Here is a 23,051-nt window from a genome sequence, read left to right as displayed (position 1 = left end):
CTGAAACGGAAGAAAATGGTATAATTTAGGGTAGGGGGTGCGTGTATGAACATTCCGATTCAAAGAAGTAAGTCGGTAGTAATTTTCGTTTGTCTCACGTTAGTTTTTATGTTCGTATATCCACTTGTCATGCTTTTCGCAAATAAAGAGCAGTGGATGTCAGCGTTAATTGGAATGGGTTTATGCTTCCTTGTAAATGTCCCACTCGTTTGGGAAGTATTTATTAAAAAGCATAAAGTAGAAAATGGTGTATTGAAGTACGGCATTTTAAATGATGATGTTGTATTGAAAGAGATAAGGATCATTCGTCAAGTTGGGAAATCCCTTGAAATTACGACGAATGCATATAAAGTACATATGATTGCGATGCCGCAACATATGAATGAATTCTTGGCGCTTATCGAGAAAGAAAATCCACATGTGAAAATAGAAATGGTAGGTAAGAAATGAAGTATGTAAAACCTTTGTTTTGTTTGGAAATTTTGCTTGTGTTTGCTATTTGTACTAGAGTATATATGAAATGGGATCTGCCCTTATATGAACCGATATTAATAGGTACTATCGCAGTGGCGCTTTTATATTATTTTCACTTTCAGCAAACAAAAAGCGAGAAAAGTAGTTCTATATAGTACAGGAGGATTAGAAATGAAAAAAGTCCTTACGTTATTTTTCCTTCTGCTAACCGCATCCGTTCTTTTAATAGGGTGTAGTGCGAAGAAGGAAAAGACTGATATGAACTTTGAAAAGGCACAAAAGGTTGAGATTGAATCACTTACAGATTCAAGTGATAAAAAAGTAATTACCGATAAGAAAGAAATTGAAAAGCTGTTTGAAGTCATGAAAATGGATAAGTGGGAAATGCAATCGGCTCCTTTAGATACTCCGCAAGGGAAAACATTTAAAATGTATCAAGAAGATACACCAAAATTATCAGAGTCGAGTAAAGATAAAAAAGAGTTACATGAAATTGGTACAATGACAGTATATAAAGATGTCCCTTATGTCGAAGTTGAAATGAAAAATAAGAAGATGAGTTTTAAAGTGCCAGAAGATGTGGCGAAAGACTTATTAAAGTATTAAAAAAACGCTCGGAGAAAATTCCGAGCGTTTTTTTTATTATTTTAAGTTCTCTGGGTTTAAAGCTTCTAGTTCAGATACAACGAAGCGTCCATCTTTACGGATTAGTACGTCGTCGAAGTAAATTTCGCCGCCGCCGTATTCCGGGCGCTGGATGCATACTAAATCCCAGTGAATATTCGAGTTGTTGCCGTTCCATGCATCGTCGTAAGCTTGTCCAGGAGTGAAGTGGAAGCTGCCATCGATTTTTTCATCGAATAGGATGTCTCCCATTGGATGTAAGATGTATGGGTTTACGCCGATTGCGAACTCACCAACGTAGCGTGCGCCTTCGTCTGTATCGAAGATTTTGTTAATGCGCTCTGTATCGTTTGCAGTTGCTTCAACGATTTGGCCATTCTCAAACTTAAGTTGTACATTTTCAAATGTATAACCGTTGTAAGGAGATGGTGTATTGTAAGAAACTGTACCGTTAACAGAATCGCGAACTGGTGCAGAGTATACTTCACCGTCTGGAATATTTAAATGACCTGAGCATTTAATAGCTGGAATGTCTTTAATAGAGAATGTTAAGTCAGTTCCAGGACCAGTTAAACGAACTTTATCTGTTTTATTCATTAATGTAACAAGGCTATCCATTGCCTTATCCATTTTACCGTAGTCTAAGTTACAAACTTCGAAGTAGAAGTCTTCGAAAGCTTCTGTGCTCATTTTAGCAAGCTGCGCCATAGAAGCGTTTGGGTAGCGAAGAACAACCCAGCGCGTTTTCGGAACGCGGATGTCTCTATGAACTTTCTTACCAACTGTTTGACCGTGAATTTGCATTCTTTCACTTGGTACGTCAGCTTGTTCGTTAATGTTATCGCCAGAGCGAAGACCGATATAAGCGTCCATATCTTTCATTACGCTTGCTTCATATGCAGCGATTTGTTCGAAGTGTTCTTCAGTAGCACCCATTAATAAAGAGCGATCTACTTGATGATCTTTTAAAGAAACGAATGGGAAACCACCAGCTGCATATGCTTCTTTTACAAGTGCAGTTACAAGTTCTTTTTGTAAGCCAAAGTTTTCAATTAATACTTTTTCGCCTTTTTGTAAGCGAATAGAGTAGTTAATTAAATTGTATGCTAACTTTTCAATGCGTGGATCTTTCATATGTAAAGCCTCCCTACTAATTATGTATCCTCTCCTATTGTAACCTACTTAGTGGAATTTGTTGAATCATTTATGTTAAAGTTAACGAATAAGTATGAAAATTCTAATGAAAAGATAAGGATTAGAACGAAACGGAAAATGATTGTATAATAGGAGAAAGTATGAAAAAGATAAAGGAAGTGATGAAATGCAAGTTCTTTTATATGTAAGTGCGGCTATTATCGCGGTTGCTTTCGCTGTATTAGTAGTGTATGTATGCAGAACGTTGTTATCGGTTCAAAAGACGTTAGAAAACGTTGCGAGCACGTTAGAAGGTTTAGAAAAGCAAATGCAAGGGATTAGTGTAGAGACGGAGCAATTATTACATAAAACAAATGCGTTAGCTGATGACATTCAACAGAAGTCACAATCATTAAACAAAGTAGTATCGGGTGTAGATGGAATTGGAACGACAATCCATTCTTTAAATACGAAACTTCGTAATGTATCAGAATCTGTTACAGACGAAATTGAAAACAATGCAGATAAAGTAGCGCAAGTTGTACAGTGGAGCAGCGCAGCAATTGAAGTATACAATCATTATCGTGCGACAAGACAAGAGAAAAAGGTTGAAAAAGAAGAGCGTAAATTAGAAAGACTTGAGAAAAAAGCTGAAAAGAAAGAGAAGCGCTCTAGACTTCGTATGAGAGGTGAATCGTGATGAATATGACAAAAGTAGAAACAATTGAAGAGCTTGAAGTATTAGTAGAAAAAAATGAGCCTTATGTTCTTTTTAAACATAGTACGACATGCCCAATTAGTCACGGTGCATATACAGAATTTCAAGCGTATTGTAGTGAAGAAAGAGCAGTACCAGCGTATTACTTATACGTACAAGATGCGAGAGATGTTTCGAATCGTGTTGCAGAACAGTACAGCATTAAACATGAATCTCCGCAAGTATTATACATAAAAGATGGGATGGTAGTATGGAATACGTCTCATTGGAACATTAAAAAAGACGCTTTAGAAGAGAATATTAAGTAAAAGGAAGCAAGCTAAAGGTGCTTGCTTCTTTTTTTGTTTTTGTTGAAATATATTTAATGGTACACTGTTAATAGTTCAAATTAAATAAATAGATTGTTGAAAGTAGGTTTTAAGTAATGAAGAAAATGGCATTATCCTTCGCGGTCGTAAGTTTATTACTAGGAGCTTGTAGTAATGATACGATTAGTAAGAAGGATGAAGTTATACAAAAGGATACGAAAGAAAAAAGCATGATTCCGAGAACCGCTGTTTCTAAAGATTATTATAGAACTGTAATTCCTTTAAAAGAACAAAAGGTTATAAATACAGCTAATATAAAAACAAATTCTAAATTAGATTTAGCAGAGTATGAAAATGGTTTAATGAATATTGCGAAAGAGCAATTTGATACAGAAAGTCATGTACTGCAATTAAATCAGTATATCCCTGAGAAATTAGTTGATGAACTAGTCGCGAAAGTAGAAGCGCCAGTTTTGACAAATATTATAGAACAAGACTATTTTGGGAAGCAGAATTCAAATGAATTAAGTTTATCTGGTGTGGTGATTGGGCTAGCGATGTCTTCAAGTGTATCGAATGAAGAAGCAATGTCTAAGGGCGCTGAAGTTGCTAAGCAACTTACTGAAGCGATTAATAAAAATGACAAGTATAATAAATCTCCAATTACGTTTGCTATCTTTAAGCAAGAAAGTACAAGTTCTTTAAAAAATGGTACGTATATTGCTAGTGCTACTGTTCAAAAGAATGATACGAACCTTGGAAATTGGATTACGATTGATGAACAAGCGTTTTCATATCCTTCTGATGAATTTAAACAAGCACATGGAGAAGATAATACAAAAATAACTGAATTTGCTAAGGCAATGAAAGATTTTTCTCCGGCAGATTTTATCCCAGTCAATGCTAAAGTTTCTTATAAGAAAAATCAAATGGATGCATTAAATATGAATATTGTTATTAAATATAACGGTAAAACAGAATTAATGGCCCTTACCCAAATGGCTGCTCAAAGTATGTTAGAAAAATTACCTAAAGATGCGAAAGTGCAATTGCAGATCAAGTCTGAGAGTAAAATCGAGGCAATTATTATAAAAGAGAAAAACAGCGATAAACCGTTTGTTTCCTTCTTATAAAAAAAGACAGTGTTTACACTGTCTTTTTTATTGAAAGTGAAAATATAGGATGGGAAAGAGCGCGTCATATTTCCGCTGTGCCAATTATAAAGGAAGAAATATAGTTACCCCTTCCGTTCTTGATATAACGCATTCTACAGAGCGCCACGCATCTCCAAATCCAGCGCATCAAATGACTATCATTGTTGGTTTCTTTCGATAAGTCGATATATTAAAAAAATCGCTGATATAATTAGAGTTGTGGTTGATATATTTGGAAAACCACTGATATATTTTGAGTTGCGGTCGATATAAATTTCATTTACTATCGTACTGCTTAAAATAAGGTTTCTCCGTATGAAATATCTATATTTTTACAAAAAATGCCCTTTTTTTCATAAAAAATACGAAAATACGAGAAAAGAAGCGAATTTTTTCGAAACTTTTGCGGGAAAATATTGTATGAGCCTGCGTTTTTATCGTATCATTAGTAAAAGGAAGAACTCGGGACGATTGGTGGCATCTGCAAATAGAGTTGATGTCTTTTTTTCATTCAAGTAACCGATACATAAAAATAGATAACAAAAATAGAAGGAGTGTGCGAAGAGATGAACGTAACAATCTATGATGTAGCGCGCGAAGCGAACGTTTCAATGGCTACCGTATCACGCGTTGTGAACGGTAACCCAAATGTAAAGCCTACAACAAGAAAGAAAGTATTAGAAGCAATTGATCGTTTAGGATACCGCCCAAATGCGGTAGCACGTGGACTAGCAAGTAAGAAGACAACTACAGTAGGTGTTATTATTCCTGATATCTCAAATACGTTTTATGCAGAACTTGCTCGTGGAATTGAAGATATCGCAACAATGTACAAATATAACATCATTTTAAGTAACTCTGACCAAAACAAAGAGAAAGAGTTCCATTTATTAAATACGATGCTTGGAAAACAAGTGGACGGAATTGTTTTCATGGGTGAAGATATTACAGACATTCATATTGAAGAATTCAAAAAGTCTCCAGTACCGATCGTATTAGCAGCGTCATTTGATGAGCAAAATGAAACGCCATCAGTAAATATTGATTATACACAAGCAGCTTACGACGCAATGAAGCACTTTATTGAGCAAGGACATAAGCGTATCGGTTTCGTCTCTGGTCCTTTCATTGATAAAGCGGGAAGCGCGAAGAAGTTACAAGGTTATAAAAAAGCTTTAGAAGAAGCCGGTATTTCATATGATGAAAATCTTATAATCGATGGAGATTACACATATGATTCAGGTATCGAAGCATTCGAAAAGCTTTGGGGCAGCGATGAAAAGCCAACAGCAATCTTCGTATCTTCTGACGAAATGGCACTAGGTGTAATCCATGCAGCACAAGACGCTGGTTTAAACGTACCAACTGATGTAGAAGTACTTGGTTTCGATAATACACGCCTTGCATTAATGGTTCGTCCACAACTTTCAACAGTTGTACAACCAATGTATGATATCGGTGCAGTAGCAATGCGTCTATTAACAAAGTATATGAACAAAGAAAAAGTGGAAGATCACACTGTTATCTTACCTCACCGTATCCAATTTAGAGATTCAACGAAGTAAGTATAAAAAAAGCTCACAGCATTCGCTGTGAGCTTTTATTCGTATTCGGGATAGTATTTTTGTACGACTGTATCTACCGTTTCATTTTTCTTAACGTGTAAAAATCTTGCGTATAATTCTTTTCCAGTTTCAAATGGTGTATCGTCTAATTCAAACACATGCAGCACTTTTCGAAAGGTCCATTTCACTTGCTCATCATACATGTTATCGTACGTATCCTCAGATTGCATCGCGATTTTTTCACCTAGTTTTTGTGCTTCTTCTAAACTGTTTGCTTTAACAAGAATAATACTTTCTTCAAAAAGTGTATCGTGATTCGCTTCATAATGCTCATCCATTTTCGCAGGATTAGGCTCACCAGAATGAACAGATTCAAACAATAATTTTACAGCGTACATATTATGCTGCATGTTTCACCTTATAAATAACACTTGCGACAAGCGAAGCAGGTATTGTAAATACGTTACTTTGATAGTGATAATGTATTTGGGATTCTTCATAAGACATGTTGTCGTATAGTTCGGTTTGTGACATGTTCATTTTTTTCTGTTTTGTCTTGATCATCTTAATATAGTTATATTGTATTGGGACGAGAATGATGAAATAGGCTAATACGATTAGTGAAATCCAAATCATTATGAACACTCCCTTATAAAGAATATTTGTATATGGTAATTATATCAATTTATATGAAATATATCCATTTTTTTATAGCGGTCAATTTCCTTTCCAAAATGCAAAAAGTTCTTCAGGACTTCGTAAATTATGTTCAAGGCATGTTTGTGCAGTGCGTTTAAAATTTTGTATTAGTTGTTCTAACCTAGAAGAATCGTATTGTTTCACATTGCCAGCAATAATAATTTCATCTTTATATAAGTTAATTGATATTTTTAGCAAAGTTATATTTGTTTCTATTTGTACAACTTCGATATAAAAAAACTTTTTGTCTAAGTCGATTATAATATAATCGAATCGCTCTACTTGTTTAAAATATCCTACAATATCATCTTCCAATTGAAATCCTCCCGAGTATATAGCTTATCCCGCGTTAACGGACAGTAAAACTCCCACCTCAAAATTCAGTTGGAGCAAAGAAGTTAGGTGGGAGATCAACTGTCCGTAAACGTCCGATTGGTTCAACTAATAATCAGTGGGGGATGAACAAAACCCCCGCTGATTAAAGTTTCACTTTATCTGGAAGACTTCTCTATAGATTGTATGATTCCTTGTTATATGTCACATAAGTGCAAATTTAACTATTATAGGGCAATGTCATGTATAATAGAAAGAAAAGGCTTGTGAGGGGGGGAAGAGATGATCGTTCTTTGGATAATTACGCTTTGTATGACTGCTATTTTTGCATATATGACGTTAAAACAAAATGGCTTAAAGCGATTTGTTCCAGGAAGTATTCTTGCAGGAATTGCCCTTATCACGTATGTAATTTCTATTTTTATTGAAAGTGTATCAGTGGACATGAGCACAAGCTTAATGTTCATGGGTATTACACTATTTGCAGGTAGTGTAATGGTACTTATGGTTGCTGGTATTATTTTATTTATTCATATGAATTCGGAAACGTTATAGCATATAGAAAAGGCATGTCCCGAGGGGCATGCCTTTTTATCCGTTCAATTATGCTCTATCTTTAGAAGAGTTTTGTTGTTTTAATAAGTCGCGAATTTCGCCAAGAAGTTCTTCTTCTTTTGTTGGTTCTGGAAGTTCTTCTTCTTTTTCTTCTTCTTCTCTTTTAGATGTTAGTTTGTTGAATACTTTAATGAACATAAAGATAGCCGCTGCAATAATTAAGAAATCAAAAATAGTTTGGATGAAGTTACCATACATAATAGATGATTTGCCGAATGTAATTTTTAAATCTGTAAAGTCAACGCCACCTAATACCATACCAAGTAATGGTGTGATAATATCTTTTACTAAAGAACTAACGATTTTACCGAATGCAGCACCGATTACAACCCCGACAGCTAAATCGATTACATTCCCTTTGAATGCGAATTTTTTAAACTCGTTCCACATGTGTTAATCCCATCCTTTCCACGATTCATTATGAAATTTATAATTCCTATCAACATATTCTATAGAAATTTGCGACAGAAATAAAGAGGAAATGGGAATGAAAGTAAATTCTGAAAAATGTATCCGTTTTAATTTTTATTTACATTCTCCAGTAGAGATTGCAATAGTTGCTGCGTTTTTAATCCTTCTAATCCATCTACAACAGGCTTTGTATCGCCTTGTACACATTCAATAAAATGATGAACAGCATCTTCAAAACCACGTTGCTTTAACGTCGTATCCCATGATGGTGAACCGCTTTGAGAAACTGTATTATCCTGCTCAACTTCAAATGTGTTCATATTTTTTACGCGAATGATTTTCCCTGTCGTTACAAGTTCAATTTGTTCTAAATTTGTACCAGCATGGCGATGCATCGCAGTGGAAAGTAACAGTCCACTTGGCGTTGTATATGTATGATGTCCGTAAAGAAGTTCATTCTTTTCATTCATTTGCATCATATTATGAACGACGTTAAGATCATCGTTAGCTAACCAACGAGCAGTATCTACAATATGTAAGTAATCATCTAACATAGTAAAGTCGTACGTATATGGCCCAACTTTATTTGTGCGATGCTTTTCAATTCGAACCCATGAAATATTATGAGCTTGCTCTTTTGCCGCAACATACATAGGAACGAACCTGCGATTAAATCCGACCATTAATTTTCGGTTATGCTTTTCGCTCAACTCGACTAGTTGCTCAGCTTGTTCTACTGTAGCTGCTAGCGGCTTATCAACATAAACGTCGATTCCTTTTTTAAGAAGTTCAGAAACGATTTCATAATGTGTAGCAGTTGAACTATGAACGAAGATTGCATCGCATTCCGAAGCTAACGTTTCAATAGAATGAAAGTCTTGCATGCGGTATTGCTGGCAAACTTGTTTTCTTTTCCCTGCGTTAGGTGTAAACGCCCCGACAAAATTCCAATCTGTTTCTTTTGTAAGTGTTGGAAGGTAGGCTTTTTGCGCAATACTTCCAAGTCCAATCATCCCAATTTTAGGTTTGTTCATGTATATTCCCACCTTATTAATATTGAAGTAACGGGTTAAATGTAGCATAGGGCGGGGGAGGAAGGCAAAAATTAGCTTTTTACTTACGTCCTTCTAACAAAATCTTCTCTATCTCTTCAAAGTTATGAGCACGAGCATGCTCTAGTGGGGTAACACCATCGTTGTCTGGAATATTTACATCTGCACCGTGTTCAATAAGAAGGCGAATAACTTGTTGTTGTGTTTCGTTTCCGTTACTTAGTACGATGGCTTCCATTAAAGCAGTCCATCCGAGATTATTTACATGGTTAACATCAATAGTTGTTCGCGTAAGGAGTTCCTTAATAACATCGATATAGCCATGTTCTGAGGCAGGGATAAGAGCTGTTCCGCCGTAACGATTCGTAAGCGATGCATCTGCGCCAGCATCAATCGTTAATTTTAAAATATCTAAGTAACCTTCAGCACCGGCGTATAGAAAAGGATTATTTTTCATATCATCTTGGATGTTTACATCAGCACCAGCTTCAATAAGCGCTTTTGCGGTTTTTACATCATTTTTGTATGTAGCAATCATAAGAGGAGTACGTCCTTTATTGTCTTTTATATTTATGTTAGCCCCTTTTTTGAGTAACGATATAATAGTATTCGTTTCTTGTTTCTCAGTAGCTACTAGTAGCGCTGTCTCCATGTTTGTCATCTCCTTTTTAACTTCTTGTTCTTGCGAGCATCCTTGCAAAAAAATTACGCAACAGATCATGCTTACTGTTTTTTTGAACATGGAATTTCAACCTCCTCATTTCAACTGTAAAATAAGAACATTAAATTTTTATAAACTGACGCTAAAATTACTATAAAATCGCTTGAGTATTTGAACATATATTTTTATGCTTATGGGAAAGAAGGTTTCGTAAAGTGAGGATGTAAGGTATGTCTATTAAAACAAGATTTTTATTCTCTTATATTGCTGTTATTCTCGTTTCCATTACGCTCATATTAGTTGCGGGATTTTTAATTGTTTTTTCCATAACAGGAGACTTGGAATCAGTGAAAAATTTCTATAAAAGTTCCTATATTCAAAAGCCGCTTACGCCAGAAGAAGAAAATACGTATATTGAATTGAAATTGGCGGCAAAGAAAAATCAATCACAACTATTAGATGAATCGTTCGTTTCATCGCTTGAAAAAGAAGGTGTGAAGATAGTTGTAAGAAAGGGAGAAACCATTTCTTATGCTACAAAAATATTTGAAAGTATATCTTTAAAAGAAGCTCTTCCGAAATTTGAATCAGCAAATATTAATAGTCGTGGTACAGCGGAACTAGGCGATACATTTTATCGATATGTAAAATTTGATTTTTATTTTCCCGGAGATGAAGAAGGGAGTATATTTGTACTAAAAAGGCAAAGTTCATTTGTTGATCTTACACAAAAATTATTTCCGATTTTATTCGGAGCGCTTTTACTGCTAGCGATATTACTCATTGGATTAGTAAGTTATTTCGTCTCAAGAAGTGTGATAAAACCAATATTTATATTGAAAGATGCGACTGGTAGAATTAAAGAAGGGGATTTAGATTTTCAAATTCCAGTTACATCTCATGATGAGATCGGGCAATTAAATCAAGGGTTTGAGGAAATGAGGAAGAAGTTAAAAGAATCGATTGAAGTACAAACGCAGTATGAAGAAAATCGAAAAGAGCTCATTTCAAACATATCTCATGATTTAAAGACACCGATTACTTCTATTATTGGATATGTAGAAGGCATAAAAGATGGAGTCGCAAATACGCCAGAAAAAATGGATAAGTATTTAACGACCATTCATACGAAAGCAAAACATATGGATACACTCATTGATGAGCTCTTTTTGTTTTCGAAGCTTGATTTGAATCGAGTTCCCTTTCAGTTTGAAACGATAGAATTAAACATGTTTATGCAAGAATTATTAGAAGAGATGCAGATGGATTTAAGTGAGGAAGGTATAGAAGTTCACTTACAATTACATCCAGCACCACTATATGTAACGGCCGATTGTGAAAAGATAAATAGAGTGATATCTAATTTAATTCATAATAGTGTGAAAAACATGGATAAAGAAGAGAAGAAAATTACTGTAACAGTATTGAGTGATAACAATACTGTCATTGTGAAAGTGATGGACAATGGGTTAGGTATAGAAGCTGATACGCTACCGTATATATTTGAGCGTTTTTATCGTGCCGAGCAATCGCGAAATTCTAGCACAGGTGGAAGTGGACTTGGCTTAGCGATAGCGAAGCAAATTGTTGAAGAACATGGCGGAGAAATTTGGGTGGAAAGTAAGCTTGGAGAAGGTACAAGTATTTTCTTCTCATTGAAAAAAGTACAGGAATGTGGTGAGTAGAATGAAGAGAATTTTACTAGTAGAAGATGAAATAAGTATTGCAGAATTACAGCGAGATTATTTAGAAATTAGTGATTTTCAAGTCGATGTAGAACATTCAGGAGAAATAGGTCTACAAATGGCTCTTCAGGAAGAATACGACTTAATTATTTTGGACATTATGCTTCCGAAAATGAATGGATTTGAAATTTGTAAACAAATACGTGCTATAAAAGACATTCCGATTTTACTTGTTTCAGCAAAGAAGGAAGATATAGATAAAATTCGCGGACTCGGTTTAGGGGCGGATGATTATATAACGAAACCATTTAGTCCAAGTGAATTAGTCGCAAGGGTAAAGGCACATATTTCTCGTTATGAAAGATTATCAGGAAATGTGAGTAAGCAACGCGATACGTTATACATTCACGGAATTTCTATTGATCAGCGAGCGAGAAAAGTTTTTATAAACAATCAAGAAATTGCGTTCACAACGAAGGAATTTGATTTATTAACATTCTTTGTAACACATCCAAACCAAGTATTAAATAAAGAACAGTTATTTGAACGTATTTGGGGACTAGACTCAGCTGGCGATTTAGCCACTGTCGTTGTTCACATTAGAAAGCTACGTGAAAAAATTGAAAGAGATCCTGCCCATCCGCAATATATTGAAACGGTGTGGGGAGCTGGTTATCGCTTTAACGTGTAACGTACCTGCCGAGTAATTGGCAGGTTTTTTATGTTATTCGAACGAAAAGGAAAAAAATAGGAAATTTATGTTAAAATATAAAGAGCGATAAAACATAGGGGAGTATGAGAGGGCGTGCTACATTTTGGGAGATACATGAAAAAATAATAAATCAAACAAGGCTTTAAAGATTGGAACTAATATCTTACTTATCTTATTAATTATTGGTGCAATACAAATGTTTTATGATGAAGACCCTACAAATGATCATTTCGGTGGGTTATTTATGATGGTCTTTTTTGGAATAAAAATAATTTCTAGTTTTATAATAAGCTTAAAAGAAGGAGATAAAAAGGCAGTATTTATTGATTTAGGTTTAGTGATTTTGTGTGTTCTTCTTTTAATTGTTACTAGTTGAAATATTTCTTTTGAAAAAAGCTCATAGTCTTATAGAGACTGTGAGCTTTCCTTAATAATAGCGGTACTAGTTAACGATTTATCCCGCTTTAATGGGCAGTAAGTCCCCCACCTCAAAATTCAGCGAAAGCAAAGAAGTTAGGTGGGGGTCGGGCTGCCCATAAAAGTCCGATTGGTGAGGGCTAATAATCAGTGGGGGATGAAGAACCCCCCACTGATTAAAGTTTCACTTTATAAAATGTCTGAGTAGTAGAAGTAAACTGAGCAGCTTCTTCTAAAAAAGGATAATGGTTACTCTCCTCAAATGGAATGAAGATAGAGTTACGTATACCCTTATGCATCTCGATAGAATATTGAATCGGGCACTGTACATCATGTCTTCCGCATATAATAAGTGTCTTTGTTTGGATGGAAGGTAAAGATTCTCTTAAATCAAATGACGGATATTCATTGGCGAAAGCGTTCATCCGGCTAGTAGACATAGTTTTTTGGATTGGTTTACAAAAATAAGAGTTGTAGTTTTCTGGTTTATGCAATGATAATTTTGTTCTCTCAGTAGATAGTTCTTTCTGTTCTTCACTTGTAAGGTGAGGGCTTTTTAAGTTTTCGATGAGTTTTTGCATATAGTAACTGTGGATGTGCTGGATGATAAATGCAAAATGATGTTTCGGTATAATTACTTGCTGCAGCTCCGGCCACGACTAATGATTGTAAGGAATTTGGATATGTAATTGCATATAAAAGTCCAAGCATACCGCCTGTTGAATGACCGGCGAAATGCCATATTGGAAGTTGTAACGTTTCTCGTATTGCTTCTAAATCATGAACCGTTTCAATCATACGTAATTCTTTTTCTGAATTGGCTTTTGCTGAGTTACCAGCGTCTCGTAAATTAATGAGGAATACACGATGCGTAGTGGTGAAAATATCAGCAAAGTAATCACCAGTTTCATTAAATTGTGAATAGTGATGTGTAATGCAAAGTGGTTCGCCATTTCCTTTTGTAAAGAGTTCAAATGTGCCACGTTTCGTGTTGATTATATGTTGTGTCCACATAATATCACGCCCTTTTCTCATAAAAATTGGACCGATTAATTGTGAAATAAAATATATCGGCGATTATTAAAATATATCAGCGCAACTCGAAATATATCAGAGATTATCAAAATATATCGACTTACCGACAGAAAACGACAATACTAGCAAGCTATAAATAAAAGGAGGCTATTCAAAAACGAGCCTCCTTTTCGTTTAGTATAAAGATTTTGTCATATTATTCCGAATTATTTCAAGAGATTTCGCTACAGTTAATGCATTCTTTTCTTCAATTTCTGGTTTGCGGGGGATAGGTTTATACATGTTGTCTGGATCTTCCCATGTGAGGGGAAGTTCTGTTTCGGCTTGTCCTTTCCAAGCGTCAATCCATTCTGGAGGGAGATAACCTGAGATGTTTTGGATGTTGTTCATTTCGAGCCAAATGAGTGCCCAAGCTCTTGGGACGACGCGCCAGTGATCATAGCCACCACCGCCGACAGCAATCCAGCGACCTTCGCAATATTCGTTAGCGATTTCGCGAGCGAGCTTCGGTATTTCACGGTAAATATTCATTGTTGCACAAAGGTGTGTAAGCGGGTCGTAATAATGTGCGTCAGCGCCATTTTGCGTTAAAATAATATCCGGTTTAAAGTAGGCGGCAACTTCTTTTACGACAGTTCGATATGAATCTAAAAACGATTCGTCTTCTGTAAAAGCATCGAGTGGAACGTTAAAAGAATAACTGTAGCCATTTCCTTGTCCGCGTTCATTTACAGCGCCAGTTCCAGGGAATAAATAACGCCCAGTTTCATGTAGTGAAATGGTGCATACGTTAGGATCGTCGTAAAAAGACCACTGTACACCATCACCGTGATGAGCATCTGTATCAATATATAAAACACGTAAACCGTATTTCTTCTGAATATATTTCATGGCGATAGAACTATCGTTATAAATACAAAAGCCAGATGCCTTGCCGCGGAATCCGTGATGTAAGCCGCCGCCTAAATTAAGTGCGTGTTTTACTTTCCCGGAAAGAACAGCATCGACAGCGGTTAACGTACCGCCAACGAGTAATGCACTTGCTTCGTGCATATTTGGAAACATCGGTGTATCTTCTGTTCCGAGTCCATATGTCATCGCAATCGATTTTTCTAACTTACCTTCTCCAGCACGTTTTACCGCATTTATGTATTCCTCTGTATGAACGTAGGCAATCTCTTCATCTGTAGCCATCCGTGGTGCGATGATTTGGGAAGGAGAGATAAAACCGCCCTTTTGTAATAAATCATACGTGAGTGTGACGCGCAGTTGGTTAAAAGGATGATCAGGGCTAAAAGAATAGCCCCGAAAGTCATCCGAATAAATAAACGCGCTACTCATGCTTGCATCCCCATAATGTTTGGCCATAATACGCGGTAGCCTTCTGCTTCAAGTGCATCAATCACTTTTAGCGGATTCATCGTTTGAATGCGGAAAACGAGTACTTTATCATTCTCATCTTTTGCTGGGTAGACGAGAACGCTCACGATATTGATTTGTAACTCACTAAAAATGGCAACGACTTTTCCGAGAATGCCAGGTTCATTTTTTACTTGAATTTCAATTTGTGAACTCGGTTGATGTGCTCCTGTTAATTTTACTAACGTGTGCAGTACAGTAGATTCAGAGATAATTCCTACTAACTTTCCTGCTTTTGTAACAGGAAGACAGCCAATTTTATTTTCAAAAAATAAAGTAGCAATTTCCTCAACGAAATCAAGAGGATGGCAAGTCATAACAGGATGTTTCATAATTAGTTCAAGTGGTTGCTTCAGCATATCGAGTGAAACTTGTTCATCTAAAATAGACGGACTTGCATCTCTTACATCCCGATCAGAAATAATACCTAAGACATGATTATTTTGATCGACAATTGGAATGTGCCGAATGCCTTTCGTGCGTATCGTTCGGATTGCTGTTTCGATTGTATCGTTTGGATGCAGTGTCACCACATCTTGATTCATAATTTCTTCTACAATCATTCCAGTTGCCCCCTTTATTAATACATAAAACGATTGTGAAAACGTAGACGATCAAATGCTTGAATAGAATCCGTATCAACGCGTTTACCGATGCGGACCATTAAACAGTTAGCGGGGTGCGAACAAATTTCAGGATCATCTGTAGCCATCCATTGTAAGCCACCAGCATTCATCATTTTTTCCATTACTTTTCGGTACTCCCAAACATTTAAGCCTGTTTGTTTTAAATCCCAGTGCCAATAATATTCAGTCGTCAATATAATGTAATCTTCCATATGGTCGTCCATCATTGAAACTTCTAATAAGTTCTTTCCGACAGCGCAACCGCGGAAGGCAGGGACAACTTCAATTGCCCCGAGTTCAATTAAGTTTTCTATCTTTCCTTCTGACCATCGTTCGAGTGGATCAGGATACAAGTATGTAACATATCCAACAATCGTTTGGTCATGTCTAGCAATAATGAGACGAGCTTCTGGTAATTTAGAAATTTCGACAATTGCTTTATATTGCTGCTCGGCAGGACGAAACGCAATTAAGTCTGGATGAAATTCATACATTTCTAAGTTATGTGTAGAGACAGGACCTTCAATAATTAAAGTGCCTTTCGCTGTTTTTAAGTTTCTAGCATTATATATTTTTTTATGAATCAATGTATTGCTCACCACCTTGAGGGTTTGTGAATCTATTCATATCGTACTTTATAATATATGCGATGTGAATCGAAATTTGTCATTAAAAATTTGTCTAAAAATCAACAAATATACTGAAAATTTTAAATAATGTTATTATAATAGATAATAGAATACATAGGAGGGGGATGTAAAGTATGAAAGTAGAAACGCTTCCTGTCATTAAAGGAGAAAATAATTTGCCGAATTATGATGAGGCATACGCGAATTTTAACTGGGAAGAGGTTAATAAAAATTTTACTTGGAATGAGACAGGCCGAGTAAATATGGCGTATGAGGCAATTGATAAGCATGCGAAATCCGATCGAAAGAATAAAGTAGCCCTTTATTATCAAGATGGATCGCGAAAAGAGAAGTATACATTTAAGGAAATGAAGGATTTTTCTAATAAAGCAGGAAACGTCCTGAAAAATTATGGCGATGTAGAAAAAGGCGATCGCGTTTTTATTTTTATGCCGCGTTCTCCAGAATTATATTTTGCGCTTTTAGGTGCAGTGAAATTAGGGGCAATCGTTGGTCCGCTATTTGAAGCATTTATGGAAGGCGCAGTTCGCGATCGTTTAGAAGATAGCGAAGCAAAGGTGTTAATTACAACGCCTGAATTGTTAGAGCGCGTACCATTAAATGATTTACCAGCTTTAAAAACAGTCTTCCTTGTTGGAGATAATGTAGAAGAAGGCGGTAAAACGGTAGCGTTTAACCCTTTATTTGAACAAGCTTCAAAAGAATTACATATTGAATGGTTAGGCCGTGAAGACGGTTTAATTCTACATTACACGTCTGGTTCTACTGGTAAGCCGAAAGGTGTGCTTCATGCGCAAAATGCAATGGTGCAGCACCATCAAACGGCGAAGTGGGTATTAGATTTAAAAGAAGACGATGTATATTGGTGTACAGCTGACCCAGGCTGGGTAACTGGAACAGCTTACGGTATTTTCGCACCGTGGTTAGTTGGGGCATCAAATGTTGTTTTAGGTGGCCGCTTTAGTCCAGAAGCGTGGTATGAAGCACTGCAAGATTACGGTGTAACAGTTTGGTACAGTGCGCCAACTGCGTTCCGTATGTTAATGGGAGCTGGACAAGACGCAATTAAAAAATATGATTTATCACAAGTTCGTCACGTATTAAGCGTTGGTGAACCGTTAAATCCAGAAGTAATTCGCTGGGGTATGAACGCATTTGGACTTCGTATTCATGATACGTGGTGGATGACAGAAACAGGTGGACAAGTTATTTGTAACTACCCTTGTATGGAAATTCGTCCAGGTTCAATGGGTAAACCAATTCCAGGTGTGAAAGCAGCGATTGTTGATAATGAAGGAAATGAAGTTCCTCCATACACAATGGGTAACTTAGCAATTGGTAAAGGTTGGCCAGCGATGATGCGCGGAATCTGGAATAACCAGCAAAAGTATGAATCTTACTTTATGCCGGGAGATTGGTACGTATCAGGTGACTCTGCTTATATGGATGAAGATGGATACTTCTGGTTCCAAGGGCGTATTGATGATGTAATTATGACATCAGGTGAGCGCGTTGGTCCGTTTGAAGTAGAAAGCAAATTAATCGAGCATGCTGCTGTTGCAGAAGCTGGTGTAATTGGTATTCCTGATCCAGTGCGCGGAGAAATCATTAAAGCATTTATCGCGCTTCGGGCAGGATACGAACCATCTGATGAATTAAAAGAAGAGATTCGTCAATTTGTAAAGAAAGGCCTAGCAGCCCATGCAGCGCCAAGACAAATTGAATTCAGAGATAAATTACCGAAAACGAGAAGTGGTAAAATTATGCGCCGCGTATTAAAAGCGTGGGAATTAAACTTACCAACAGGTGACTTATCAACGATGGAAGATTAAGAGAGGAAGGTCTGAACGAAATAACGTTCAGGCCTTTCTTTTTTTATGGTATCATAAACTTATATATATGAGTTAAAGGGGAGAAGAAAATGAAAACAGAAAAAGAAAAGATGATACTTGGGGAAATGTACATACCAGCTGATCCTGTTTTGATTCAAGAGAGGGAGCAAGCTCGTATACTAACGAGAAAATTAAATGAAACGCCAGAAGTGCATTTAAAAGAGCGTAGCGAAATCGTAAAAGAATTATTCGGAACGACTGGAGATAACATTCATCTTGAATCTTCTTTCAGATGTGATTATGGCTATAACATTCACGTTGGTGAAAATTTTTACGCGAACTTTGATTGTACAATTTTAGATGTATGCCCGGTGACAATCGGAGTGAACTGTATGTTAGCTCCAGGTGTTCACATTTATACAGCAACACACCCGCTTGACCCAGTAGAGCGCATAAGCGGATCAGAATACGGAAAACCAGTTACAATTGGCGATAACGTATGGATTGGCGGAAGAGCGATTATTAATCCTGGTGTCACAATTGGAGACAACGCGGTGATCGCATCTGGCGCCGTCGTAACGAAAGATGTGCCGGATAATGTAGTAGTTGGCGGAAATCCTGCAAAGATTATTAAAAAAATAAAATAATATTTGAACGAAGTGCCTTCCTCGTCTGTATACATTTATGAAAGAATAGATGAGGGAGGCTTTTTTATGTCTAATAAATTACTTCTTGCTTTTGCTTTACTTGGAATTATAGTTGTATTTTCTTGTGGAATGTTTTTACCAATGCCAATTGGATTTAAAGTATCAATGATTACAGCCGGTATCATGATGATTGTTATGTTTTCAATCATTATTCCGTTTGATAGAAAACATATAGTACGGAAAAAAGGATATAAAATTGATTTTACAAAAACAAAAGTGTATTTTCGCTGGAATGTATTTGATACGATTTCGGCCTGTCTTGCAGTGTATGCGTGCATATGTGTGCAAGCATTAAATATTTTAGTTTCAACCGGACAGACAATACAAAACCCGTATGTTCAATTTTTTACGAATCAATCACAAGTATGGATTATTGTCGCAAGTTGCTATTTAATTTCCCGCATTTCATTAACGTTAAAAGGAATAAAGGAGATCAAAAATCATGGCGCAGATTGGGATTGAGGAGGAACTCATGCTTGCGTATCAAAGTGGAGATAAACAGGCGGGAGAAAAACTATATGTTTTAATCAAACCAGCGCTATATACATTTTTATATCGATTTAACCGAGATGAACAATTAAGTATAGACCTTGTGCAAGATACGTTTTTGACGCTAGAACGAAAGAAACATATGTATGAACTTGAAAAAGGTAAAATAAAAACGTATTTATTTCAAATTGGTTATCGTCTTATGATTAATAAATTAAATAGAAGAAAAAAGTGGCGTACGCTTTTGCCATTTTTAGTGCCGATTCAGGAAAAAGAATTTTCTCACGAAGATCGGCTCACAGTAAGAGAAGCAATTTTGAAAGTTCCTGAAGAACAGCGAGCGGTCCTTATTCTTTCTTATTATCATGATATGCAGCAGAAAGAAATTGCAGAGATATTAAACATTCCGATTGGAACAGTGAAGTCGAGACTTCATAACGGGATAAAGAAATTGAAACAATTGCTGGAGGTGGATGAAATTGAGCGAAAATCCCTTTAAGAGTGAATATAAATTAAAACAGCATTTAGATAGTGACCATGTAGAAATACCGGATTTTCCAAAAACGGTAAGTCGCTTCGACCGATTCATTGGCTTTCTTGGTTCTCCAGCGAAAGATCCTGTGGAGGCGATGATTGGGAATGATTTATCAGTTGTGTTTCACGTATCGTTATTAGTTGGGGTTCCAATTCTTTCTCTTATTACGATACTCTTTGCGACGTTGTAAAGGATTGGCAAGAAGAGAAACCCGACCTCTATTTGACACGCCTATACAAATGATGGTATAAAGAAAAGTATATGAATAATTGAGCGTGGAAAGGGAGAAGTAGTGATCATTTCCCTGTTTTAGAGAGCTGATGGCCGGTGAAAATCAGCACATAGATGATCGCGAATTACGCCCCTAGAGCATCTTTTTTCGATTGAATGGTCTTCAAAAGGGAAAAGACGGTGCTAAGCCGTTATGTAAATAAGGTGGTAGGCTTTTTTGGCCTGCAACTAGGGTGGTAACGCGATAATCAAAATCGTCCCTTATTTCAAGGGGCGATTTTTTTATGTTTTCAACCTTCACGCCAGTAATGAACTTAAAGGAGAGTATGTAGGATATGGGTATTTTACAAGATCTTGAATTTCGCGGTTTAATTAATCAGCAAACAGATGCTGAGGGACTTGAGCAATTATTAGAAAAAGAAAGCGTTAAATTATACTGCGGTTTCGATCCGACAGCGGATAGCTTACACATCGGTCATATGTTACCAGTATTAATGTTACGTCGTTTCCAATTAGCTGGTCACCAACCAATCGCACTTGTTGGCGGTGGTACTGGTATGATCGGTGACCCAAGTGGTAAAAAAGCAGAACGTACATTAAATACGAAAGATACAGTTGCTTACTACACAGAAAGCATTAAAAACCAACTTTCAAACTTCTTAGAGTTCGAAAACGTGGACAACCCAGCAACAATGGCTAACAACTATGACTGGCTTGGTAACTTAGATGTCATTTCATTCTTGCGCGATATCGGTAAAAACTTCGGTTTAAACTATATGTTAGCAAAAGATACAGTAGCATCTCGTTTAGATACTGGTATTTCATTCACTGAGTTTAGTTATATGATTTTACAATCATACGACTTCTTAAACTTATACCAAAACCATAATTGCCGCTTGCAAATCGGTGGTAGTGACCAATGGGGTAACATTACAGCTGGTCTTGAATTAATCCGTAAATCAGAAGAAGATGCGAAAGCATTCGGTTTAACAATTCCACTAGTTACGAAATCAGACGGTACGAAGTTTGGGAAAACAGAAGGCGGCGCAATTTGGTTAGACCCAGAGAAAACAACTCCTTACGAGTTCTACCAATTCTGGATTAACACAGATGACCGCGACGTTGTTAAATACTTAAAATACTTCACATTCTTATCTCATGAAGAAATTCTTGAGCTTGAAAAGCAAGTAGCTGAAGCGCCAGAAAAACGTGCAGCACAAAAAGCATTAGGTTCTGAAATGACAAAACTTGTTCACGGTGAAGAAGCGTTAGAGCAAGCGATTAAAATTTCAGCTGCATTATTCAGCGGTTCTGTAGCAGAACTGACTGCAAGCGAAATCGAGCAAGGATTCAAGGACGTACCATCTGTAGAACGTACTGCAGAAGATACAGTATTAATCGACTTACTAGTAGAAAGCAAAATCTCTCCATCAAAACGTCAAGCACGTGAAGATGTAACGAACGGCGCAATCTACGTAAACGGTGAGCGTACACAAGCATTAGACTACGTTGTAACAGAAAACGACCGCATCGAAGGTAAATTCACAATCATTCGCCGCGGTAAAAAGAAATATTTCTTAATCCGTTACTAATTAGAAACGAATATAAAACAAATAGTACCCCGAATTGTAGGCTGAAAAGTCCATGATTCGGTTTTTTTATGTATGGATTTAAATCGCCGGATCTTTTCTTTTAAATAGAATATAAAGAATTAATACGAGCATATAAAGTAAGCTAATGAGCATAACAACAAATGCTGTTGGATAAAATTTTGCCGCATATATAAAGAAATCGATTTGATAAATATCTTCGTAATTTGAAACGGTGCCTTTAAAGTAATTTGTAAACTTAGCGCTATATTTCCATTCATCAGGATCATCTATTAAATTACTCCCCTGATACCAATTAATAAGTGCGGAAGTAATAAATAGCATACATGCACTACCTAATTGAACCATTTGGTTTATTGTCAAAATGAATCGACCTCCTATTTAATGGTTATTATAGCGTGCATTCATATTCCTGTAACCTTTTTGTTGTAATCTCCTTTTCGAGTTCATACGGAAATCACATGTAAGCGGTATGATAAATGTATAACAACTAGAAAGGAGTGGTAAAACAAAATGTCACTAGAAGCGCTCATTATTTTTTCTTTGCTAAACGCGGGTCAGCTTGCAGAGAATTCGAAGGTGGATGTACATAAAGAGCAGAAAGATGCTTATGTATATGTTCAAAAAGAGGAAAATAAATAACTTTAATATATATAAATAAAAGCTACTCGAAGTAACTGTTTTAGTTGTCTTCGGTAGCTTTTTACATTATGAATAAATAGGAATTAATTCTCGCTTAAAATCTTCGTACATTTCAAAGGCGATTTTCATGATTTCTTTGAGTTCATCGTAACTGTGGAAGCATACTGCCGGCAATCTTTCAGAACCATTGGATAATAATTTTACAAACATATCCCATGAATTCCTAACTCTAACTTCACCATTATACCTTGCAGACCAAATGAACTCAACAAGCCCATATTTTAAGCTGATATTGAATCTGAAAGTATAGAAATCCTTGTTCTTTACTTCACCAACAATAAAAAAGTTTTCTTTTTTCATAAAACGAGCTTTATAGCCAAGAGACTCAAATACTGCAATTACTTTTTCGTTTACATAGTTTTCAAATGTGTTTTCTCTATCTGGAAATAGTTTTGATAATGCTTTATATCTCTGAATAAAATCAATTTTTGTAAGGCAGGCTTGTATTTCAGGTTGTAATGAATACGCCAATAATTACTCCTCCCTAATTTTTAATATTAGATCAAATAAAACAGTATACATGTTAGATACATGAAGAAATCCGCCTTTTGTGATTCGGAGTTTTCTTAGTTTAATTCTATTAAAATAATATAATTGTTAATTGAAATGTAGTTATTTTTAGCAAGGTTTTGCAGTTAGCTATTTAAAAGTGT

General features: G+C 36.2%; 30 protein-coding genes, 1 pseudogene and 1 other annotated feature. Of the genes and pseudogenes, 18 read left to right on the top strand and 13 right to left on the bottom strand.

The genetic code is table 11. The annotated features are described in order from the left end of the window. The first annotated feature begins 45 nt into the window (after positions 1-45). Genes MHB74_RS23065 through MHB74_RS23055 form a run of 3 tightly spaced genes read left to right on the top strand, consistent with a single transcriptional unit; the run spans position 46 to position 1,080 of the window. The gene (locus MHB74_RS23065; RefSeq protein WP_061680486.1) at positions 46-450 is read left to right on the top strand and encodes a PH domain-containing protein; all 405 of its coding nucleotides are present in this window, start codon (positions 46-48) and stop codon (positions 448-450) included. Then, a complete protein-coding gene (locus MHB74_RS23060; RefSeq protein WP_061680487.1) occupies positions 447-629 on the top strand; it encodes a hypothetical protein in 183 nt (60 codons plus the stop codon). Before MHB74_RS23065 ends, MHB74_RS23060 begins: the two co-directional genes overlap by 4 nt. Positions 630-645: 16 nt before the next feature. Beyond that, positions 646-1,080, top strand: a complete 435-nt coding sequence (locus MHB74_RS23055; RefSeq protein WP_061680488.1) for a hypothetical protein — start codon at positions 646-648, stop codon at positions 1,078-1,080. Between the two features lie 36 nt (positions 1,081-1,116). Here MHB74_RS23055 and MHB74_RS23050 read toward each other — a convergent pair whose 3' ends face one another. After that, positions 1,117-2,232: an aminopeptidase gene (locus tag MHB74_RS23050; protein WP_000654740.1), complete on the bottom strand. Its 1,116-nt coding sequence runs from the start codon at positions 2,230-2,232 to the stop codon at positions 1,117-1,119. Between the two features lie 187 nt (positions 2,233-2,419). Here MHB74_RS23050 and MHB74_RS23045 point away from each other — a divergent pair, with 187 nt between their 5' ends. The 4 genes from MHB74_RS23045 (at position 2,420) to ccpA (ending at position 5,977) form a co-directional block, all read left to right on the top strand. Then, a complete protein-coding gene (locus MHB74_RS23045) occupies positions 2,420-2,932 on the top strand; it encodes a DUF948 domain-containing protein (protein ID WP_001197726.1) in 513 nt (170 codons plus the stop codon). Further along, positions 2,932-3,258 (top strand): bacillithiol system redox-active protein YtxJ, encoded by a 327-nt coding sequence (ytxJ, locus tag MHB74_RS23040; RefSeq protein ID WP_001057490.1) that lies wholly within the window; start codon positions 2,932-2,934, stop codon positions 3,256-3,258. Before MHB74_RS23045 ends, ytxJ begins: the two co-directional genes overlap by 1 nt. Before the next feature lie 116 nt (positions 3,259-3,374). Beyond that, positions 3,375-4,391, top strand: a complete 1,017-nt coding sequence (locus tag MHB74_RS23035) for a CamS family sex pheromone protein (protein WP_061680489.1) — start codon at positions 3,375-3,377, stop codon at positions 4,389-4,391. A gap of 587 nt (positions 4,392-4,978) precedes the next feature. Beyond that, positions 4,979-5,977 (top strand): catabolite control protein A, encoded by a 999-nt coding sequence (ccpA, locus tag MHB74_RS23030; RefSeq protein WP_061680490.1) that lies wholly within the window; start codon positions 4,979-4,981, stop codon positions 5,975-5,977. A 35-nt stretch (positions 5,978-6,012) separates the two neighbouring features. On the opposite strand, the gene MHB74_RS23025 is transcribed toward ccpA, so the two are convergent. The 3 genes from MHB74_RS23025 to dhp61 form a co-directional block, all read right to left on the bottom strand. Continuing rightward, the gene (locus tag MHB74_RS23025) at positions 6,013-6,375 is read right to left on the bottom strand and encodes a DUF4288 domain-containing protein (protein WP_061680493.1); all 363 of its coding nucleotides are present in this window, start codon (positions 6,373-6,375) and stop codon (positions 6,013-6,015) included. A 1-nt stretch (position 6,376) separates the two neighbouring features. Continuing rightward, on the bottom strand, positions 6,377-6,613 hold the full coding sequence (locus MHB74_RS23020; RefSeq protein WP_061680491.1) for a DUF3949 domain-containing protein: 237 nt from the start codon (positions 6,611-6,613) through the stop codon (positions 6,377-6,379). 81 nt (positions 6,614-6,694) lie between these two features. Further along, a complete protein-coding gene (gene dhp61 / locus MHB74_RS23015; RefSeq protein ID WP_061680492.1) occupies positions 6,695-6,991 on the bottom strand; it encodes a protein Dhp61 in 297 nt (98 codons plus the stop codon). 300 nt (positions 6,992-7,291) lie between these two features. On the opposite strand from dhp61, the gene MHB74_RS23010 reads away from it, so the two are divergent. Further along, entirely contained in the window at positions 7,292-7,564 is a 273-nt protein-coding gene (locus MHB74_RS23010; RefSeq protein WP_061680140.1) for a DUF3917 domain-containing protein, read from the top strand. Positions 7,565-7,612: 48 nt separating this feature from the next. Here the strand turns inward: MHB74_RS23010 and mscL are convergent, their stop codons facing one another. The 3 genes from mscL to MHB74_RS22995 all read right to left on the bottom strand — a co-directional run bounded on the left by mscL (position 7,613) and on the right by MHB74_RS22995 (position 9,829). Continuing rightward, complete coding sequence (gene mscL / locus MHB74_RS23005) at positions 7,613-8,014, bottom strand: large-conductance mechanosensitive channel protein MscL (protein WP_061680139.1); 402 nt, start codon at positions 8,012-8,014, stop codon at positions 7,613-7,615. 128 nt (positions 8,015-8,142) lie between these two features. Beyond that, the gene (locus MHB74_RS23000) at positions 8,143-9,069 is read right to left on the bottom strand and encodes a Gfo/Idh/MocA family protein (protein WP_061680138.1); all 927 of its coding nucleotides are present in this window, start codon (positions 9,067-9,069) and stop codon (positions 8,143-8,145) included. Between the two features lie 79 nt (positions 9,070-9,148). Further along, entirely contained in the window at positions 9,149-9,829 is a 681-nt protein-coding gene (locus MHB74_RS22995; protein WP_061680137.1) for an ankyrin repeat domain-containing protein, read from the bottom strand. Between the two features lie 149 nt (positions 9,830-9,978). On the opposite strand from MHB74_RS22995, the gene MHB74_RS22990 reads away from it, so the two are divergent. The 3 genes from MHB74_RS22990 (at position 9,979) to MHB74_RS22980 (ending at position 12,521) form a co-directional block, all read left to right on the top strand. Beyond that, positions 9,979-11,433 carry a sensor histidine kinase gene (locus MHB74_RS22990; protein WP_061680136.1) on the top strand — a complete coding sequence of 485 codons (1,455 nt, stop codon included), beginning with the start codon at positions 9,979-9,981 and terminating at the stop codon, positions 11,431-11,433. Position 11,434: 1 nt separating this feature from the next. Beyond that, the gene (locus tag MHB74_RS22985; RefSeq protein WP_061680135.1) at positions 11,435-12,124 is read left to right on the top strand and encodes a response regulator transcription factor; all 690 of its coding nucleotides are present in this window, start codon (positions 11,435-11,437) and stop codon (positions 12,122-12,124) included. Positions 12,125-12,293: 169 nt separating this feature from the next. Continuing rightward, positions 12,294-12,521 carry a hypothetical protein gene (locus tag MHB74_RS22980; RefSeq protein WP_257144621.1) on the top strand — a complete coding sequence of 76 codons (228 nt, stop codon included), beginning with the start codon at positions 12,294-12,296 and terminating at the stop codon, positions 12,519-12,521. Positions 12,522-12,738: 217 nt separating this feature from the next. On the opposite strand, the pseudogene MHB74_RS22975 reads toward MHB74_RS22980, so the two are convergent. The 4 genes and pseudogenes from MHB74_RS22975 to acuA form a co-directional block, all read right to left on the bottom strand. After that, positions 12,739-13,597, bottom strand: a pseudogene (locus MHB74_RS22975) (alpha/beta fold hydrolase). A gap of 174 nt (positions 13,598-13,771) precedes the next feature. Next, positions 13,772-14,938 carry an acetoin utilization protein AcuC gene (gene acuC / locus MHB74_RS22970; RefSeq protein ID WP_081110423.1) on the bottom strand — a complete coding sequence of 389 codons (1,167 nt, stop codon included), beginning with the start codon at positions 14,936-14,938 and terminating at the stop codon, positions 13,772-13,774. Beyond that, on the bottom strand, positions 14,935-15,579 hold the full coding sequence (locus MHB74_RS22965) for an acetoin utilization AcuB family protein (protein ID WP_061680132.1): 645 nt from the start codon (positions 15,577-15,579) through the stop codon (positions 14,935-14,937). The genes acuC and MHB74_RS22965 overlap by 4 nt, the downstream gene beginning before the upstream one ends. Before the next feature lie 17 nt (positions 15,580-15,596). Then, positions 15,597-16,229, bottom strand: coding sequence for an acetoin utilization protein acetyltransferase AcuA (gene acuA, locus MHB74_RS22960; RefSeq protein WP_061680131.1), 633 nt, complete (start codon positions 16,227-16,229; stop codon positions 15,597-15,599). A 176-nt stretch (positions 16,230-16,405) separates the two neighbouring features. Here acuA and acsA point away from each other — a divergent pair, with 176 nt between their 5' ends. The 6 genes from acsA (at position 16,406) to tyrS (ending at position 21,678) form a co-directional block, all read left to right on the top strand. Beyond that, positions 16,406-18,124: an acetate--CoA ligase gene (gene acsA / locus MHB74_RS22955; RefSeq protein WP_016130337.1), complete on the top strand. Its 1,719-nt coding sequence runs from the start codon at positions 16,406-16,408 to the stop codon at positions 18,122-18,124. 89 nt (positions 18,125-18,213) lie between these two features. Continuing rightward, positions 18,214-18,771 (top strand): maltose acetyltransferase domain-containing protein, encoded by a 558-nt coding sequence (locus MHB74_RS22950; RefSeq protein ID WP_048544469.1) that lies wholly within the window; start codon positions 18,214-18,216, stop codon positions 18,769-18,771. 66 nt (positions 18,772-18,837) lie between these two features. Then, complete coding sequence (locus MHB74_RS22945; protein ID WP_061680130.1) at positions 18,838-19,293, top strand: hypothetical protein; 456 nt, start codon at positions 18,838-18,840, stop codon at positions 19,291-19,293. Further along, positions 19,274-19,819: an RNA polymerase sigma factor gene (locus tag MHB74_RS22940; protein ID WP_000057187.1), complete on the top strand. Its 546-nt coding sequence runs from the start codon at positions 19,274-19,276 to the stop codon at positions 19,817-19,819. The genes MHB74_RS22945 and MHB74_RS22940 overlap by 20 nt, the downstream gene beginning before the upstream one ends. Continuing rightward, on the top strand, positions 19,800-20,045 hold the full coding sequence (locus tag MHB74_RS22935) for a hypothetical protein (RefSeq protein WP_061680129.1): 246 nt from the start codon (positions 19,800-19,802) through the stop codon (positions 20,043-20,045). The genes MHB74_RS22940 and MHB74_RS22935 overlap by 20 nt, the downstream gene beginning before the upstream one ends. Positions 20,046-20,122: 77 nt before the next feature. Further along, positions 20,123-20,351, top strand: a binding site (T-box leader). Between the two features lie 70 nt (positions 20,352-20,421). After that, positions 20,422-21,678 (top strand): tyrosine--tRNA ligase, encoded by a 1,257-nt coding sequence (tyrS, locus tag MHB74_RS22930; protein ID WP_000512075.1) that lies wholly within the window; start codon positions 20,422-20,424, stop codon positions 21,676-21,678. 78 nt (positions 21,679-21,756) lie between these two features. Here tyrS and MHB74_RS22925 read toward each other — a convergent pair whose 3' ends face one another. Continuing rightward, positions 21,757-22,059 (bottom strand): YjdJ family protein, encoded by a 303-nt coding sequence (locus MHB74_RS22925; protein ID WP_061680128.1) that lies wholly within the window; start codon positions 22,057-22,059, stop codon positions 21,757-21,759. 150 nt (positions 22,060-22,209) lie between these two features. On the opposite strand from MHB74_RS22925, the gene MHB74_RS22920 reads away from it, so the two are divergent. Continuing rightward, a complete protein-coding gene (locus MHB74_RS22920) occupies positions 22,210-22,338 on the top strand; it encodes a hypothetical protein (RefSeq protein WP_000050944.1) in 129 nt (42 codons plus the stop codon). Positions 22,339-22,404: 66 nt separating this feature from the next. On the opposite strand, the gene MHB74_RS22915 is transcribed toward MHB74_RS22920, so the two are convergent. Further along, entirely contained in the window at positions 22,405-22,869 is a 465-nt protein-coding gene (locus MHB74_RS22915; RefSeq protein WP_061680127.1) for a hypothetical protein, read from the bottom strand. Positions 22,870-23,051 lie beyond the last annotated feature (182 nt).

The organism is Bacillus sp. FSL K6-0069, from assembly GCF_038007785.1.
Classification (GTDB): domain Bacteria; phylum Bacillota; class Bacilli; order Bacillales; family Bacillaceae_G; genus Bacillus_A; species Bacillus_A mobilis.
The sequence above is the reverse complement of the archived record's forward strand: the minus strand, read 5'-3'. Positions and strand labels throughout refer to the sequence as shown.

Excerpts from the sequence above, each read along its gene's own strand:
- MHB74_RS23035 (WP_061680489.1), top strand. The coding sequence starts at position 3,375 with ATGAAGAAAATGGCATTATCCTTCGCGGTCGTAAGTTTATTACTAGGA.
- MHB74_RS23010 (WP_061680140.1), top strand. The coding sequence starts at position 7,292 with ATGATCGTTCTTTGGATAATTACGCTTTGTATGACTGCTATTTTTGCA.
- MHB74_RS22965 (WP_061680132.1), bottom strand. The coding sequence starts at position 15,579 with ATGATTGTAGAAGAAATTATGAATCAAGATGTGGTGACACTGCATCCA.
- MHB74_RS22985 (WP_061680135.1), top strand. The coding sequence starts at position 11,435 with ATGAAGAGAATTTTACTAGTAGAAGATGAAATAAGTATTGCAGAATTA.
- MHB74_RS23020 (WP_061680491.1), bottom strand. The coding sequence starts at position 6,613 with ATGATTTGGATTTCACTAATCGTATTAGCCTATTTCATCATTCTCGTC.
- MHB74_RS23065 (WP_061680486.1), top strand. The coding sequence starts at position 46 with ATGAACATTCCGATTCAAAGAAGTAAGTCGGTAGTAATTTTCGTTTGT.
- tyrS (WP_000512075.1), top strand. The coding sequence starts at position 20,422 with ATGGGTATTTTACAAGATCTTGAATTTCGCGGTTTAATTAATCAGCAA.
- MHB74_RS23050 (WP_000654740.1), bottom strand. The coding sequence starts at position 2,232 with ATGAAAGATCCACGCATTGAAAAGTTAGCATACAATTTAATTAACTAC.
- MHB74_RS23025 (WP_061680493.1), bottom strand. The coding sequence starts at position 6,375 with ATGTACGCTGTAAAATTATTGTTTGAATCTGTTCATTCTGGTGAGCCT.
- mscL (WP_061680139.1), bottom strand. The coding sequence starts at position 8,014 with ATGTGGAACGAGTTTAAAAAATTCGCATTCAAAGGGAATGTAATCGAT.
- MHB74_RS22920 (WP_000050944.1), top strand. The coding sequence starts at position 22,210 with ATGTCACTAGAAGCGCTCATTATTTTTTCTTTGCTAAACGCGGGTCAG.
- acsA (WP_016130337.1), top strand. The coding sequence starts at position 16,406 with ATGAAAGTAGAAACGCTTCCTGTCATTAAAGGAGAAAATAATTTGCCG.
- MHB74_RS22945 (WP_061680130.1), top strand. The coding sequence starts at position 18,838 with ATGTCTAATAAATTACTTCTTGCTTTTGCTTTACTTGGAATTATAGTT.
- MHB74_RS23055 (WP_061680488.1), top strand. The coding sequence starts at position 646 with ATGAAAAAAGTCCTTACGTTATTTTTCCTTCTGCTAACCGCATCCGTT.
- ccpA (WP_061680490.1), top strand. The coding sequence starts at position 4,979 with ATGAACGTAACAATCTATGATGTAGCGCGCGAAGCGAACGTTTCAATG.
- ytxJ (WP_001057490.1), top strand. The coding sequence starts at position 2,932 with ATGAATATGACAAAAGTAGAAACAATTGAAGAGCTTGAAGTATTAGTA.
- MHB74_RS23060 (WP_061680487.1), top strand. The coding sequence starts at position 447 with ATGAAGTATGTAAAACCTTTGTTTTGTTTGGAAATTTTGCTTGTGTTT.
- MHB74_RS22940 (WP_000057187.1), top strand. The coding sequence starts at position 19,274 with ATGGCGCAGATTGGGATTGAGGAGGAACTCATGCTTGCGTATCAAAGT.
- MHB74_RS23045 (WP_001197726.1), top strand. The coding sequence starts at position 2,420 with ATGCAAGTTCTTTTATATGTAAGTGCGGCTATTATCGCGGTTGCTTTC.
- MHB74_RS22990 (WP_061680136.1), top strand. The coding sequence starts at position 9,979 with ATGTCTATTAAAACAAGATTTTTATTCTCTTATATTGCTGTTATTCTC.
- acuC (WP_081110423.1), bottom strand. The coding sequence starts at position 14,938 with ATGAGTAGCGCGTTTATTTATTCGGATGACTTTCGGGGCTATTCTTTT.
- MHB74_RS23000 (WP_061680138.1), bottom strand. The coding sequence starts at position 9,069 with ATGAACAAACCTAAAATTGGGATGATTGGACTTGGAAGTATTGCGCAA.
- MHB74_RS22995 (WP_061680137.1), bottom strand. The coding sequence starts at position 9,829 with ATGTTCAAAAAAACAGTAAGCATGATCTGTTGCGTAATTTTTTTGCAA.
- MHB74_RS22950 (WP_048544469.1), top strand. The coding sequence starts at position 18,214 with ATGAAAACAGAAAAAGAAAAGATGATACTTGGGGAAATGTACATACCA.